This window comes from Phycisphaerales bacterium AB-hyl4, from assembly GCA_041821185.1.
In the GTDB taxonomy this organism is placed as follows: domain Bacteria; phylum Planctomycetota; class Phycisphaerae; order Phycisphaerales; family Phycisphaeraceae; genus Natronomicrosphaera; species Natronomicrosphaera hydrolytica.
Genome location: JBGUBD010000003.1, coordinates 315,007 through 329,872, shown reverse-complemented (window position 1 = coordinate 329,872; position 14,866 = coordinate 315,007). Strand labels below are relative to the sequence as shown.

The following is a 14,866-nucleotide window of genomic DNA, read 5'->3' as shown; positions in this document are numbered from 1 at the left end:
GCGGTGCTACCACGCCGCGGCGCGTTCGCGCAGACCGGTGGTCAGGCGGTCGAAGACGATGTCAGGCTCGGCACGGGCGTCGATGACAAGATGATGCGACGGGTCGGCCTGGGCCTGGTCGAGATACCCCTGGCGAACTTTGCGGTGGTAGTCGGAGCCTTTCTGTTCCATGCGATCGAGCAGGGGGGATAGTCGACTGGCGGCAGTCTTCTCGTCAACGTCGAAGATGACGACGAGGTCGGGCCAGTGTTCGCCGAGCGCGACGTGGCCGACCTGGCGGATGGCGTCGATGGCCATGCCGCCTGCCGTGCCCTGATAGGCGAGGGTGGAGCTGATGAAGCGGTCGGCGAGGACGAGTTCGCCGCGCTGCCGGGCGGGGGCGATGCGCTCGCGGACGAGTTGGGCACGGCTGGCCATGAACAGGAGCATTTCGCAGTGCAGGTCCATCTGGCCGTGCTGATCGTCGCGGTATTCGAGCAGTAGTTTGCGGATGTGTTCGCCGACGGCCGTGCCGCCGGGCTCGCGGACGTGGCAGACTTGGATGCCTGCGGCCTCGACGTAATCGGTGAATCGGCGGAACTGGGTGGATTTACCGCTGCCGTCGGGGCCGTCGAAGACGACGAATCGGCCGCGCAGAGCGGGCAACCATGATGCGTTGGGGTCGGTCATGGGGGGAGAGTTTAACGTAACGTCAGCGATCGGGCAGTGCACCTTAAGGTGCACTGCCTTGGTCGGTCGGGATCGGTCAGAGGCGTTTCATGTGGAAGCCGCCGTCGACGTTGATGACTTCGCCGGTGGAGAAGGGCAGCAGGCCGGTGGCGATGGCGACCACGGCTTTGGCAATGTCGTCCGGCTTGCCCCAGCGGCGAATGGGGGTGATGCCGTCTTCGAGGATGAGCTTGTCGTACTTGGCTTTGACGCCGGAGGTCATGTCCGTGGCGATGATGCCGGGTCGGACTTCGTAGACGTTGATGCCGTGCGGGGCGAGGCGGTCGGCGAAGAGGCTGGTCATCATGCCGATGCCGGCCTTGGCGATGCAGTACTCGCCGCGGTTGATGCTTGCGGTGTAGGCGCTGATCGAGCCGATGTTGACGATGGCGGGGGGAGCTTCCGGGGGCTGGTCGGCTTCGCCTTGCTCGATCATGCGGTTGGCGACGAGTTGGGTGAGGAAGAACGGGCCTTTGAGGTTGACATCGAGCACCCAGTCCCAGCTTTCCTCGGCCATGTCCATGAGGTCGGCGCGCACCTTCGGCCCGACGCCGGCGTTGTTGACCAGCAGGTCGATGCGGCCGAAGCGGGCGATTGCTTCGTCGACGAGGCGTTTGCGGTCGTCGGATTGGCCGATGTCAGCCTGGACGATGAGCGCGTCGCCGCCGGCGGCTTTGACCGCGTCGGCGGCCTGCTGCGCGGCGTCGGCGTTCGAGTTGTAGTTGATGACGACGTTGTGGCCGGCGGCGCCGAGCGCCTCGGCGATGCCGCGGCCGATGCCCCGACTGCCGCCGGTGACGATCGCGGTGCGGTGGGTGGGGGTGTCATTCATGGGTGATCTCATTTCATCACAAGCCGGACTGGAGCGCTGCGCAAGTCCGGATGGGTTGAGTGGGTGGTGCAGTCCGGATGATCCGGACCTGAAGGTCCGGCGTGGGGGTCAGGCTTTGTCGAAGAAGACGGGGTAGGGGGCGTCGTTGGCCATGCGCTTGATGAGGTTGGCCAGTTCGAGCAGGTGATAGTCGCCCCACATGCTCGACTCGTCGCAGGCGACCTTGCGGCCGCGCGGGACGTTGTCCCAGCCGTTGGGCCAGTGGTAGATCGAGTGCAGCAGCATGCCCTGGTGGTTTTTCTTCGTCGACAGGTACGGCTCGTCGAAGAGCGTGCGGGCGACGCTCAGGCCGGCTTGCAGGTATCGCTTGCCCTTTGCCTTGCCGAGGTATTGGCCGAAGCGGATGAGGCCCTGCGCGGCGATGGCGCTGGCGGTCGCGTCGACGGGTTCGTGGTCGTTGTAGGGGTCGGCGGGGGCGTTGCGCCAGTCGCCGAGCTTGTGCAGGTTCGGTGCGCCGTCGTCCCAGTAGGTGATGCCGTCGGTGGTGGAGACGTCGTCGATGTAGTGATCGCAGACGTCGCGGGCGGCTTGTTCGTAGAGGGCGATGACGTCACCCTTCGCCAAGCCGGAGGCGGCTTTGATGTCGGCGGGCTTGAGGGTTTTGAGGAATTCGAGCTGTTCCGGGTAGCCACACACGGCCCACGAGAGGCCGCGGGTCCATGTGCTGAACGGCGAGTAGCCCTGTTGGGTAGAGCGGGCGCGGAATCGGCCGTCGTTGCGGTTGAACAGGCCTTCGTGGGCGGTGCGGCCGCGGACGTCGTAGGTGTGTTCGGAGTCGCCGTGGAAGACGATGTATTTGCTGGTGGTCAGTGCGTGTTGAATCGATCGGCCGAGCAGGTTGTGGCGGGTGTCCTGTTCGCCCATGAGTGCGTGGCCGAGTTGATGGGCGGCGCCGAGGATGCGGATGGTTCGCATCGTGTCGATGAACAGCGACTGCGGTCCGTTGAAGGAGTAGATGAAGCCGCCGCCGTCTTTAGGGCTGCCGGTGCGGGCGTCGATGGTTTCGGTCCATCGCGCGGCCTGGACAGCGCCGCTGGCTTTGATGGCCATTTCGTAGAAGTGGTTTTCCCACTCGTTGTGTTCGAATCGGCCTTCGTGCATGAGTCGGCGGAGGTTGCCGTAGGTTGAAAGGTTGTTGAACCCATGATCGTGCACGCCGATGTGCGTGACGTGAGGGGCCATGTCCTTGAGGGTGTGCTGTCGGCCGAGCTCGAGCAGCTCGCAGTCGTCGGTGGCGTCGAAGGTGAGGATGGCGCAGCCGTACTGGAAGCCCTGGGTCCACTCGGTCCAGCCGCGGGTGGTGTATTTGCCGTTGACGGTGAAGACGGGCGTGCCCTTGGAGGTGTCCCACGCGCGTTCGAGCAGGCGGACCTTGTCGGCAGCGATGCCGAAGACGCGGTCGATGGCGGGGCGGAGGTCGGCGGGCTTGAGCTGGGTGTCGATCTTCATGGGTGTCTCAGGTAACGCCCAGGCATGGCCATGCCTGGGCTTTGTCTTCGAAAGAGGGTTATTTGTGATAGACGGTGTTGGGGTCGAAGGTTTTTTCTTCGACGGTTTTGAGGTTGCCGTCGGCGTCGGCGCTGCGGTAGAAGCAGGTGTGATAGCCGACGTGGCAGGCGGGGCCGTGGGATTTACACTTAAGGACGACGACGTCCTGATCGCAGTCGACGCGTGCGTCGATGACTTCCTGAATGTGGCCGGACGATTCGCCCTTGACCCACATTTTGTTTCGCGAGCGTGAGAAGAAGGTTGCTTTGCGTGTTTGCAGGGTTTGCTTGAGTGCGGCGTCGTTCATCCAGCCCATCATGAGGATTTCGCCGGTGTCGATGTTCTGGACGATGGCGGGGACGAGGCCTTGCTCGTTGAACTTGATGTCGAGTGTGGTCGAGGTTTCGCGGGCGGTATCGCTCATGGCGTTGATCTCCATTTTGCTTGGCGCGGCGCGATTCGGCAGGGTTGGATTGTACCGGCAGTGGGCGAGCGTTCGCTTTGCCGAATGGGTCGCGCGGGTTGTCTGAAGTGGACAAACATATCGAGATTCGCGGGTTACCGCATCGCGTTCGCGTCGCGTGGGCAGAATTCCTATACTCATGGCTGCACCATTTGGACACACGCTGGAAGTACCGCAAACAGGTAAGGATTGCTCACATGGCCGAGGAAAAGGACGCTCCGAAGCTGCACATCGACGCCGACTGGAAAGCCCAGGCCCAGGCGGAGAAGCAGAAGCTTGCTGAGAAATCGAAAGCAAAGCAGCAGCAGCCTGAAGCGGGCGGGGCCGAAGCTGGTGGCGGTGCGCCGGGCGGAATGCCGCCTGCGAATTTCGAAACGCTGATGAGCACGATGGCGACGCAGGCGCTGTTTGCAATGGGTGCGATTGCCGACCCGCGCACCGGGCAGCGTTTTCAGAATCTGGACCTGGCCCGTCATCACATCGACATGCTCGGCGTGCTCGAAGAGAAGACCAAGGGCAACCTGAGCGAGGAAGAGTCCACCACGCTGGCGGGCACGGTTTACGAACTGCGTACGCGTTACGTGCAACTCGCTTCCGCGGCACGCACGGCCGGCGGCGAGGGTGAGTGACCGGCCCTTCGCCCGGCTGACCCCTACGAGGCGAGGTCGGCGTGATGTGGCGAAACAACTGACTCGGACTTGCGTCAATCGTCAGACAGCAGACGCGAAAGGAAACGCTTACCGTGGCTGAGTCCTCCTCAAGCTCCAACGAACTGGGCTTCATGGCCCGGCATCATTTTCTGCTCCGCAGACTCCACTCGCTCTCGGGCATCATCCCCGTGGGCGTGTTCGTCATCTTCCACCTGTTCACCAATGCGCAGCTCGCGACCGACACGTATCAGCATGAGGTTGACTGGCTGTACCGCACGGTGCCGGTGCTGCTGCTGGTGGAAATCTCGCTTTGGATCGCGATTGCGTTCCACGCCGGCCTGGGGCTGGTCTATACGTTCGTCGGCAGCAAGAACAACGTGAGCCATTACCGCTACGGCGGCAACTGGCGGTACTTCTTCCAGCGCGTGACGGGCATCATTGCCCTTGTGTTCATCTTCCTGCACGTCGCGACGATGCGATGGCATTGGGACATCTTCGGCTGGTACACGCCGTTCATGGTCGACTACACGCTGCCGGACGGCCAGCGCGTGCCGATGGCGACAGCCAGCGTCGCGGTTGCGCTGCAATCCATCCCGGTGGTGATCTTCTACCTCGTCGGCTCGTTGAGCGTGGTTTATCACTGGTCGAACGGCCTGTGGACCGCGGCGATCACATGGGGTATTACGCTCAGCGTCGCGGCGCAGCGGCGGTGGGGTGTGGTGTGTGCGGCGATGGGCATTACGCTGACGGTGTTCACGTTTGCAGCGCTGTATGGCGCGATGACGTATGAGCTGAACGAACAAGAGCGGATGGCGTATGAACTGTACCTGGCGGAAGGCCCGCCGGAGATTGATGAAGGTGAATATCCGTTGCCCCTTGATCCGTGATTGATTTTGAGAACCGGGTCGGCTCAGCAGGGTGGCGGCAGTGGTTGGGATTGATTGCGGCGAGGGATGTCACCGCCAGTTGGCGGGCCGCGAAGCAATAGAGGCGGGGACGGAACCCGATATGAAGCATCAGATCACGATTGTGATACTCGGCACGCTGCTGCTACTGGCAGCGGTGGTGCTGCCGTTCGCGGGGCTGGAGCGTTTCGCGGGCGACCACTGGCCGATGATCGCGGCGATGGCGCTGGCGGCGGTGGGGGCGGGTGGTCATGTGTACGTCTGGCGGCCGAGCGTGCTGGAGGATTATGCGAAGCTGGCTTCGCTGGCATTTTTTGTGCTCATGCTGCTGGGTGTGCTGGGGCTATTATCTGAGATGGATGCGAGCGCGGCCGGCCTTCAGGCGAGTGTGCCGATGCCGGGCTGGCTGGGTGGATATTGATATTGATCGCGTCAAGCAGGGCGCGCCCTGCCATGCAACTTTGAAGGCTGAATCATGGCTACAAAGCAACCGAGAGTGATCGTGGTCGGCGGCGGGCTGGCAGGGCTCGCCGCGTCCGTGCGGATTGCCGAGGCAGGCACGCCGGTCGACCTTTTCTCCATGGTGCCCGTGCGCCGCTCGCACAGCGTCTGCGCCCAGGGCGGCATCAACGCCACGAACGAGGTCGCCCGGCAACAGGGCTACTCCGAGTGGATGCACATGGACGAGACGCTCTATGGCGGCGACTTCCTCAACCATCAGCCGCCCGTCTATGACATGACCCACTGGGCGCCGCGGATCATCGACCTGCTCGACCGGGCCGGCGTGCCGTTTAACCGTACGTCGGAAGGTCGACGCGACCTGCGAAAGTTCGGCGGATCGTTGTTCAAGCGAACGCACTTCTCCGGCGCGACGACCGGCCAGCAACTGCTTTACGCGTTGGATGAACAGACACGTCGGCATGAAGCCGAGGGTCACGTCACGAAGTATGAGTTCTGGGAATTTCTCTGGCCCGTGCTTGACGACGACGGCGTCTGCCGCGGCATCATCGCGCAGGACATGCGGACGATGGAGATTCGCTCGTTCCGCGCGGATGCGGTGATCATGGCCACCGGTGGTTGCGGCGCGATCTTCGGCAAGAGCACGATGAGCGTCATCTGCACCGGCGCCGCGGCTGCGCGTTGCTATCGCGCCGGCGCGTGGCTGGGCAATCCGGAGATGATTCAGGTCCACCCGACCGCGATCCCCGGCGAAGATAAATGTCGCCTCATGTCCGAGTCCGCCCGCGGCGAAGGCGGCCGGGTGTGGGTGCCTCGTAAGCAGGGCGATGACCGCAAGCCTACCGACATCCCCGACGCCGAGCGTTGGTATTTCCTTGAGGAACGCTATCCGGCGTATGGCAACCTCGTACCGCGCGACATTGCGACACGCGAGATCTTCAACGTCTGCCAGGAAGGCTACGGCGTCGGCGGCGGCAACATGGTCTACCTCGACGTTTCGCACCTGCCCGACGAAACGAAGCATAAGCTCGACGGCATCCTCGAAATCTACGAAAAATTCGTCGGCGACAACCCGCGCAAAGTCCCGATGAAGATCTTCCCCGCTGTCCACTATTCCATGGGCGGCATGTACACCATCTACGCCACCGAAGAAAAGAAGCCCGTGGAAGGCGACGAAGGCCAGGCCATCGGCATGAAGTTCGGCGACCCGACCAACATGCAGACCAACATACCCGGCCTGTACGCGTTCGGTGAAGTCAATTACCAGTACCACGGCGCGACCCGCCTTGGCGCGAACGCGCTGCTGTCGTGCATCTTCGACGGCCTGTACTGCGGCCTGGGCACGCACAACCGTGTGACGAACATGGACAAGCCCGCAGCCGAGCTGCCCGACTCGCTTTACAACAAGTACATCGAGCAGGAGCAGGCCAAGGTCAAACATCTCAGCGAAGCGCAAGGCAAGCACAACCCGTACGAGCTTCACGAGCGCATGGGCAGCGAGATGACGGCCGCGTGTACCGTGGTCAAGACGGAAGAGCGGATGACCAAGGCGTACGGCGTGCTGCGTGAGATCAAGGAGCAGTACGAGGACATCCGCCTCTCCGACACGACAAGCTGGACGAACGCGAACCTCGGCTTCGCCCGGGCGCTGGGCGACATGATCCGCTACGCCGAGGCGACTTTGCTCGGCTCGATCGAGCGGAAGGAATCGCGCGGCAGCCACTATCGGCCGGACTATCCCGAACGGGATGATGCGAAATTTCACAAGACGTGCATCGCGAAGTATGACTCGGCCGGCGACAAGCCGATCATTGAGTGGGAGGACGTGCCCTGCCCGCTCGTGCCGCCGCGAGCCCGGACGTATGGCAAGGTCGAGGTGTCGGCTGAGAGTGCTGCCAGCAAGCAGGCCGATCTCGACAACAAGCCCGGCGGCGAAGGTTATAGCCAACGTCCAAGCGAGACGTCGCCGGTGTACGGCACGGAGACCAACGGCAAAGATGCGAGCGCATCCTGAAGCCAGCCCCGATTCAGCAGGCTAGAATCAAGACCACGATTCGCAACCTCAACCCCGTGAATACCCATGACCGCAGCCACAACCCCTACGCCCAGCAGCAAGCAGAAGACCTTCCGCGTTCGCATCAAGCGACAGGAAAGTCAAGGCACCGATCCGCATTGGCACACGTTTGACGTGCCCTATCGGCCGAACCTGAACATCATCTCGGTGTTGCAGGAGATCGCCGCTCGACCCGTGACCGCGGCGGGCGAGCAGGTGCGGCCGCCGGTGTGGGAAGCCAACTGCCTGGAAGAAGTCTGCGGCGCGTGCACGATGATCATCAACGGCCACGTCCGCCAGAGTTGCTCGACGCTGCTCGACGACGTGCTCGGCGATGACAACACGCTCACGCTTGAGCCGATGACCAAGTTCCCGGTCGTGCGCGATCTCGCGGTCGATCGGCAGCGCATGTTCAACGCGCTCAAGAAGATCAAGGCATGGGTGCCCATCGACGGCACGCACTCACTCGGGGCCGGCCCGATGGAGTCGCCCGAGCAGCAGGAGATGCGTTACGCCCTGTCGCGGTGCATGACGTGTGGCTGCTGCCTGGAAGCCTGCCCGCAGTACACGAAGGACAACGACTTTATTGGTCCGGCGGCCATCGGGCAGACGCTGCTGTTCAACCTGCACGAAACCGGCAAGAAGGCCGCGGGCGACCGACTGAATGTCATGATGGAGCCCGGCGGCATCACCGACTGCGGCAACGCGCAAAACTGCGTAAAGGTCTGCCCGAAGGAAGTGCCGCTGACCGAAGCAATCGCCCATGTCGGTCGGCAGACGACGGTGCACGCGGTGAAGAAGTTCTTTACGGGCAAGTGAGCCGTGGGTGATGGAAATATTGTGCTGAACATCGGGCGAAGCCCACAGCGTCACGCTGTGGGCTTCTTCATTTGGTGGATGAGAGTTTAATCAAAAGGCGTTTGCCCTTATCCTTTTCGGCATGCCCAGGAAACGATCCACGAAAAAGATGACTGCACCGGTGCATTTGCGTGACCGCGTCGCTGCGCTTCGCAAGCGATTGCGCGAAGGCGATGCCGACGCGTTGCTCGTCACCAACCCGCGCGACATTCGCTACCTCACCGGATTCGTCGGCGACGACTCGTGGGCGCTGATCCCACAGCGCGGCGGACAGGTGTACATCCTCAGCGATTTTCGCTTTGACGAGCAGATCCAGCGCGAAGCGCCGCACGCCAAGGCGATCATGCGGAAAAAGTCGCTGACAGATGAGCTTGCCAAGCTGTTGGATGACAGGAAGGTGGAACAAGTCGGGTTGCAGCCGAACTACGTGACGCTTGCGCATCGCAAGGCAATTGTGAAGAAGCTTGGCGCGAAGCGCGTTGTTGAGTTTGACGACGGGTTGCTCAAGCAGCGGGCGGTGAAGACGGCCGATGAAATCAAAATCATCCGCAAGGCGATCCGCATTCAGCAGGACGCGTTCAACGATCTGCTTGAGTCGGGCATGCTGGAAACGGATCGAGAGCAGGCGATCGCGGCGTACCTTGAGTATCGGATGCGGGCCGAGTACGGGGCGGATGGTTGCAGCTTTCCGACGATTGTTGCGGCGGATGCAAACGCGGCGCTGCCGCATGCCGTGCCGGGGAAGAAGCGGCCGCGACAGGGGAGCATTGTGCTCATCGACTGGGGCGCCCGTTACGATGGCTATTGTTCGGACCTGACGCGTGTGGTGGCGTTGGGGAAGATGAAGCCGAAGCTGCGTGAGATTTACCAGGTGGTGCTCGACGCGCAGCTTGCGGCGATTGATGCGATCGAGCCGGGCAGGGCGCTGAAGGATATCGACGCCGTGGCGCGGAAGGTGATCAGCGACGCGGGGTATGGCGAGCAGTTTGGCCATTCGCTTGGCCATGGCATTGGGTTGGACATTCACGAGCAGCCGACGCTTTCGCCGCGGAGCGAGGGCGTGCTGGAGGCGGGGCAGGTGGTGACGGTTGAGCCGGGCATTTACCTGCCTGGCGTGGGGGGGGTGCGGATTGAGGACGATGTGCTGGTGACGGGGCGTGGGGCGAAGGTGCTCAGCGATTTGCCCAAGCGTCTGGAATCGGCAATCATATAGTTTCTTGCTGCCACGTCGGCAGGGGGTGATGGGGGTGATGGTTTTGAGGCCGATCGCCTGCAGGGGCTGGTTGGCCGTCGACGTGGTGGATGGCACGTGACCAATATCGGATATGAAGCATTATGATCGACCTGAAGACGCTGAAACAGCTCGTCAAGTTGATGACGGACAACGACCTGACCGAGCTGGACATCGAAGGTGACCAGGACAAGGTTCGTTTACGTCGTCGTGGTGAAACGCCGGAGGTGCATTACGTTTCGCCAGCTGCCGCGGCACCTGGGCCGGCTGCGCCCGCACCTGTCGCGCCGGCGGCACCTGTCACGGCGGAGCCCGCACAGCCGGCCGCGACGGAAGGCACGGCCAGTGGCGGCGTGGCAATCAAGAGCCCGATGGTGGGCACGTTTTATTCAGCCGCCAGCCCGGACGCCAAGCCTTACGCGTCGGTGGGTGACAAGGTCAGCCCCGACACGGTGGTGTGCCTGATCGAAGCGATGAAGGTATTCAACGAGATCAAGGCTGAGGCCAGCGGCACGATCACACGCGTGCTCGTGGAGAACGGCCAGGCGGTCGAGTTTGACCAACCGTTGTTCGAAATCAAACCGGACTGAAACCAGCGCCCCGAGCGGATTGAAGCCGCAGATGAACGCGGATGAACGCAGAATAAGAGTCGCCGTTTTTCTGACCTGCGTTTACTGACGTTCATCCGCGGTTACTTTTTTGCTCCGTGATAGAAAAGCCATGTTTTCACGCATCCTCATAGCCAACCGTGGTGAGATCGCCGTGCGGATCATTCGTGCCGCGCGGGAGATGGGCATCGAGACGGTGGCGGTGTATTCTGCCGCCGACCGCGACTCGCGCCACGTCAAACTCGCCGACCGCGCGATCTGCATCGGGCCCGCGAAGGCCAGCGAAAGTTACCTGAACATCTCGCGCATCATCGCCGCCGCCGAGGTTGCCAACGTTGACGCGATTCACCCCGGCTACGGCTTCCTGGCGGAGAACGCGCACTTCGCCGAGGTCTGCCGTTCGTGCAACATCGAGTTCATCGGCCCCAGTGTCGAGTCGATGCAGACGCTCGGCGACAAGGTGCAGTGCAAGCAGCTCGCGATCAGAAGTAAGGTGCCCACGTCGCCCGGCTCGAAGGGGCGGATCGACGACGAGGACGAAGCGGTGAAGGTCGCTCACGAGATCGGCTTCCCGGTCATCATCAAGGCGTCGGCCGGCGGCGGCGGGCGGGGGATGCGCGTTGCTCATAACGACATGTCGCTACGGTCGGGGCTGAAGGCAGCAATGACCGAAGCAGAGGCCGCGTTCGGTGACGGCGGGGTCTATGTCGAAAAGTTTATCGAGAAGGCCCGCCACGTTGAGGTGCAGATCATCGGCGACCAGCACGGCAATGTCGTGCACCTTTGGGAACGCGACTGCACGATGCAACGGCGTAAGCAGAAGCTCATTGAGGAAGCGCCCTGCCCCGTGCTGAAGGAAGACGAACGCGAGCGTCTGTGCAAAGCGGCTACTCGATTGTGCAAGGCAGCGAATTACTACTCGGCCGGGACGGTCGAGTTTCTCATGGACGACAAGAAGAACTTCTACCTGATGGAAGTCAACACGCGCGTGCAGGTGGAACACCCGGTGACGGAGATGATCACCGGCGTGGACATCGTGCGGACGCAGATTCGCGTGGCGGCAGGTGAAAAGCTGCCATTCACGCAGAAGCAGATCAAGCGCAACGGCCACGCGATTGAAGTGCGCATCAACGCTGAAGACCCGGACAACGGCTTCCGCCCGAGCCCGGGTGTGCTCGAACGCTATGAGCCGCCGGGCGGCCTGGGTGTGCGATTGGACTCGCATTGTTACACCGGCTATCGCGTGCCGCCGAACTATGATTCGATGATCGCGAAGCTGATCGCGCACAAGCCCACGCGTGACGAGGCGATTGCAACGTTGAAGCGGGCGCTGGCTGAGTTTGAAATCTCGCCGATCAAGACAACCATTTCGCTGCACGCTGACTTGATGCGCAATGGCAGCTTTTTGAAGTCGGACATCGACATCAATTTTGTCGAACGGTTGCTTGAGCAGTGAGCGAGGTTGTGATTTAGCGGCGGATCGCGCTCCGCTTTGCTTCGCGGCTAACGGGGGCGTGGGGGGGCGTTATTGTTAGTTTGTGTGTATTCATGGGTGGGATGGCCGCATGATCGATCGCCTGCCGCGACTTACGACGCCGGGGTTGTTTGTCACCGGGACCGACACGGGGGTTGGCAAGACGGTGGTGACGTGTGCGATCGCTGCGGCGCTGCGCGAACAGCGGCCGGGGTGGCGTGTCGGGGTGTGCAAGCCGTTCAGCAGCGGGTGTCGGCGTGAGCGGGAAGGGCTTGTGCATGAAGATGCCGAAGCGCTCGCGCACTTCGCCGATTGTCGGCTGCCTTTGGACGTGATTAACCCCATCCGGTTTGCGCCGCCGTTGGCCCCTGCGGTGGCGGCGGAGCAAAAAGGCAAGAAGGTGGATTGGGCCTTGCTCGCGCGGGCGTTGCATACGTTGGACGATGCGAGTGACGCGCTGCTGGTCGAAGGCGTGGGCGGTCTGCTCGTGCCGTTGGACCCGGACAACCCGAAGTGTACGGTGCTGGAATTGATTTCAGCGCTGGGCCTGCCAACGGTGGTGGTGACGCGAGCGGGGCTGGGCACGTTGAATCACACGGCGATGACGGTTCGACTGCTGCGCGAAGCGGGTTGTGTGGTTGCTGGCCTGGTCATCAACGGCTATGACCCGGACGCGGTCGACGACGATCCGGCGATCACGACGAACCGCCGATGGCTGACGAAGATGACCGGCGCGCCGGTGCTGGCGGTGCTGCCGAAGGTGCGTGACGGTGAGGCGAACCCCTCGCGGGCACGGCTTGACGGGGGGCTGATCGAGGCGGCGGGCATGGCGGACTGGGTGGCGTTGATGAGCGGTCAATGACGTGCGATGAGTGGCGATTTGACCCGGGTGTTGAGGCTGCGGGGCGAAGAGCGCGGTGCGAGCACCGCGGCTAAATGTTTCAGGCGAATTGACGTACGTCGTCAAAGCGGGGATAATGTCGGGCTTCCTGTTGAGGTACCGGCGTTGCCGCGGGAGCGATGCCAGGCGTGGGTCAACAGGAAAGCCAACTTACACCTCCCACGCCCGCACCCTACACAACCAATCATCGACACGCTGATAAAGCAGGAGCCTTGCGCCATGGCCGACCAGGACCCGAAAAACGACCCCACCACCACCGAAGCCACCGAAGCCACCGAAGAACGTCCAGAGCAATCGGTCACGGTGGAGAACATCGGCCCGGCTCGCAAGAAGCTGGTGATCGAAGTGCCCGAAACGCGAATCAAGGAAAAGATCGAGAGCGCGTATGGCGACCTTGGTGATGAAGCGGTGCTGCCGGGCTTTCGTCGCGGGCGTGCGCCGCGTCGGCTGATCGAGCGCCGGTTCGGCGATTCGATTCGCGATGACGTGAAGGGGCAACTGCTCAGCGAAAGCTATACGCAGGCGTTGGAGGATGAAAAGATCGACGTGCTCGGCGAGCCGGAGATCAAAGACATTGAAGAGTTGAAGCTGCCCGAGTCGGGGCCGTTCAAGTTCGAGGTTGAAGTCGAGATCACGCCGGAGGTCAAGCTGCCGGCGTTGGACAAGCTCGAAGTGAAGAAGCGGTCGGCCGAGGTGACGGACGAAGACATCGACAAGGAAATCAACCGCTTCCGCGAGCGTTTCGGCGACATGAAGCCGATCGAAGGCGGCGAAGTGCAGTCGGACGACTTCCTCGCGTGCGAGGTGAAGGTGCTTGCGGGTGAGAACGCGGGCGACGATGCCGAAGTGATCGAGCATCAGGCGGAGGCGTATGTGCTGGTCGCCGGCGAGTCGCGCGAGTTCAAGGGCCACGTCGCGGGCATCGTGGTGGACGATCTGGGCAAACGACTGGCGGGCAAGAAGGTTGGCGATACCGATGAGATTTCGATGACCGGTCCGAAGGGTCACGAGAACGAGAAGATCAAGGATCAGCCGATCACGATCAAGCTGGTGATCAACCGGATTGAGCGTGTTGAGCCGGCGCCGGTGGAGAAGCTTGTCGAGCAGATGGGCGTCGAGTCGGAAGACGACATGAAGACGCGCATCCGCGAGATGCTTGAGGGCCGTCGCAAGCAGCAGCAGACGGACGACATGCACAAGCAGGTGGTTGATCAGCTTGTGGAGCAGGTTGAGATGGAACTGCCTGAGGACCTGACCAGCCGACAGACGGAGCGGGTGCTTAGCCGACGTCGGATGGAGTTGCTCTATCAGGGCAAGAGCGAGCAGGAAGCGGACCAGGAGATCGCCGAGCAGCGATCCGGTTCGGAAGATGAAGCGAAGCGTCAGCTCAAGCAGTTTTTCATCATCGACAAGGCGGCGAAGGACCTGGAGATCGAGGTCGCGGAGAACGAGGTCAACGGCCGAGTGGCGATGATGGCGATGCAGCAGGGCCGACGCCCCGAGAAGCTGCGGCAGGATATGGTTCAGCGTGGCGAGCTGGAGCAGATCTACATGCAGATCCGCGAGCAGAAGACGCTGGACAAGGTCATCGAGCAGGCGAAGGTCGTCGAAAGCGACGAGAAGGTCGAGTCGGCCTAACGTAGTGTGACGCCTCAGTGCTGTGTCGCGCGGATTTGTGATGCCGGTGGAGCGCCGTGATGAGCCAAGCTGTTGCGATCATCATGCTGCCGATGCCCCTGCTGGGGCAGGCGGACGGTGGCGGGCCCACGGGGCGGATCTTCTGGTCCGTGCTGACGCTGGCGGTGGCGGTGATCGTGCTCGTGTCGATCGCGCTGGTCATCCGGCGGTTTATGCTCAGCCGGGATGAGCCGACGCGAATGCCAGGGTTTACCCTGTCGGACATGCGTCGGTTGCATGCGGCTGGCGAGCTGTCGGACGAGGAATTTGAGCGCGTCCGCTCGGCGATGATCGGCCAGGCCCGCGGTGAAGGCAGCGGGCAGGTTGCCGCACCGCCGGGGCAAAAACCTCAAAGCGGGGCAATCCCACCACCCCCGCCTGCTGAGTCGGATTCGCGGGCGGAGGGGGAGACGGGAGAAAGCCCCCCGTTGCCGCCGGATTCCACCTCGCCGGATTCCGATAAGCCTGCCTGACGCAAACCCACTGAAAAAAGCAGGAT

Annotated in this window: 15 protein-coding genes; 11 read left to right on the top strand and 4 right to left on the bottom strand. The window is 62.5% G+C overall.

Going from position 1 to position 14,866, the window contains the following annotated elements; translation table 11 throughout:
* Positions 1-6 precede the first annotated feature (6 nt).
* The 4 genes from tmk to hisI all read right to left on the bottom strand — a co-directional run bounded on the left by tmk (position 7) and on the right by hisI (position 3,512).
* Entirely contained in the window at positions 7-669 is a 663-nt protein-coding gene (gene tmk, locus ACERK3_05995) for a dTMP kinase (protein MFA9477845.1), read from the bottom strand.
* 76 nt (positions 670-745) lie between these two features.
* The gene (locus tag ACERK3_05990; protein ID MFA9477844.1) at positions 746-1,540 is read right to left on the bottom strand and encodes a 3-ketoacyl-ACP reductase; all 795 of its coding nucleotides are present in this window, start codon (positions 1,538-1,540) and stop codon (positions 746-748) included.
* Positions 1,541-1,648: 108 nt separating this feature from the next.
* The gene (locus ACERK3_05985; protein MFA9477843.1) at positions 1,649-3,049 is read right to left on the bottom strand and encodes a glycosyl hydrolase; all 1,401 of its coding nucleotides are present in this window, start codon (positions 3,047-3,049) and stop codon (positions 1,649-1,651) included.
* Between the two features lie 58 nt (positions 3,050-3,107).
* Complete coding sequence (gene hisI / locus ACERK3_05980; GenBank protein ID MFA9477842.1) at positions 3,108-3,512, bottom strand: phosphoribosyl-AMP cyclohydrolase; 405 nt, start codon at positions 3,510-3,512, stop codon at positions 3,108-3,110.
* 236 nt (positions 3,513-3,748) lie between these two features.
* Here hisI and ACERK3_05975 point away from each other — a divergent pair, with 236 nt between their 5' ends.
* The 11 genes from ACERK3_05975 (at position 3,749) to ACERK3_05925 (ending at position 14,840) form a co-directional block, all read left to right on the top strand.
* Positions 3,749-4,180, top strand: a complete 432-nt coding sequence (locus ACERK3_05975; protein MFA9477841.1) for a DUF1844 domain-containing protein — start codon at positions 3,749-3,751, stop codon at positions 4,178-4,180.
* Positions 4,181-4,293: 113 nt separating this feature from the next.
* The gene (locus ACERK3_05970; GenBank protein ID MFA9477840.1) at positions 4,294-5,088 is read left to right on the top strand and encodes a hypothetical protein; all 795 of its coding nucleotides are present in this window, start codon (positions 4,294-4,296) and stop codon (positions 5,086-5,088) included.
* 121 nt (positions 5,089-5,209) lie between these two features.
* Entirely contained in the window at positions 5,210-5,527 is a 318-nt protein-coding gene (locus ACERK3_05965) for a hypothetical protein (protein MFA9477839.1), read from the top strand.
* 54 nt (positions 5,528-5,581) lie between these two features.
* Entirely contained in the window at positions 5,582-7,579 is a 1,998-nt protein-coding gene (gene sdhA, locus ACERK3_05960) for a succinate dehydrogenase flavoprotein subunit (protein MFA9477838.1), read from the top strand.
* Between the two features lie 66 nt (positions 7,580-7,645).
* Entirely contained in the window at positions 7,646-8,437 is a 792-nt protein-coding gene (sdhB, locus tag ACERK3_05955) for a succinate dehydrogenase iron-sulfur subunit (GenBank protein MFA9477837.1), read from the top strand.
* A gap of 148 nt (positions 8,438-8,585) precedes the next feature.
* A complete protein-coding gene (locus ACERK3_05950) occupies positions 8,586-9,689 on the top strand; it encodes a M24 family metallopeptidase (GenBank protein ID MFA9477836.1) in 1,104 nt (367 codons plus the stop codon).
* Positions 9,690-9,811: 122 nt separating this feature from the next.
* Positions 9,812-10,297, top strand: a complete 486-nt coding sequence (accB, locus tag ACERK3_05945; GenBank protein ID MFA9477835.1) for an acetyl-CoA carboxylase biotin carboxyl carrier protein — start codon at positions 9,812-9,814, stop codon at positions 10,295-10,297.
* A gap of 130 nt (positions 10,298-10,427) precedes the next feature.
* Positions 10,428-11,771, top strand: coding sequence for an acetyl-CoA carboxylase biotin carboxylase subunit (gene accC / locus ACERK3_05940; protein ID MFA9477834.1), 1,344 nt, complete (start codon positions 10,428-10,430; stop codon positions 11,769-11,771).
* A gap of 109 nt (positions 11,772-11,880) precedes the next feature.
* Positions 11,881-12,651: a dethiobiotin synthase gene (gene bioD, locus ACERK3_05935; GenBank protein ID MFA9477833.1), complete on the top strand. Its 771-nt coding sequence runs from the start codon at positions 11,881-11,883 to the stop codon at positions 12,649-12,651.
* 258 nt (positions 12,652-12,909) lie between these two features.
* The gene (gene tig / locus ACERK3_05930) at positions 12,910-14,328 is read left to right on the top strand and encodes a trigger factor (GenBank protein MFA9477832.1); all 1,419 of its coding nucleotides are present in this window, start codon (positions 12,910-12,912) and stop codon (positions 14,326-14,328) included.
* A gap of 59 nt (positions 14,329-14,387) precedes the next feature.
* On the top strand, positions 14,388-14,840 hold the full coding sequence (locus ACERK3_05925; GenBank protein ID MFA9477831.1) for a hypothetical protein: 453 nt from the start codon (positions 14,388-14,390) through the stop codon (positions 14,838-14,840).
* The last annotated feature ends 26 nt before the right edge of the window (positions 14,841-14,866 follow it).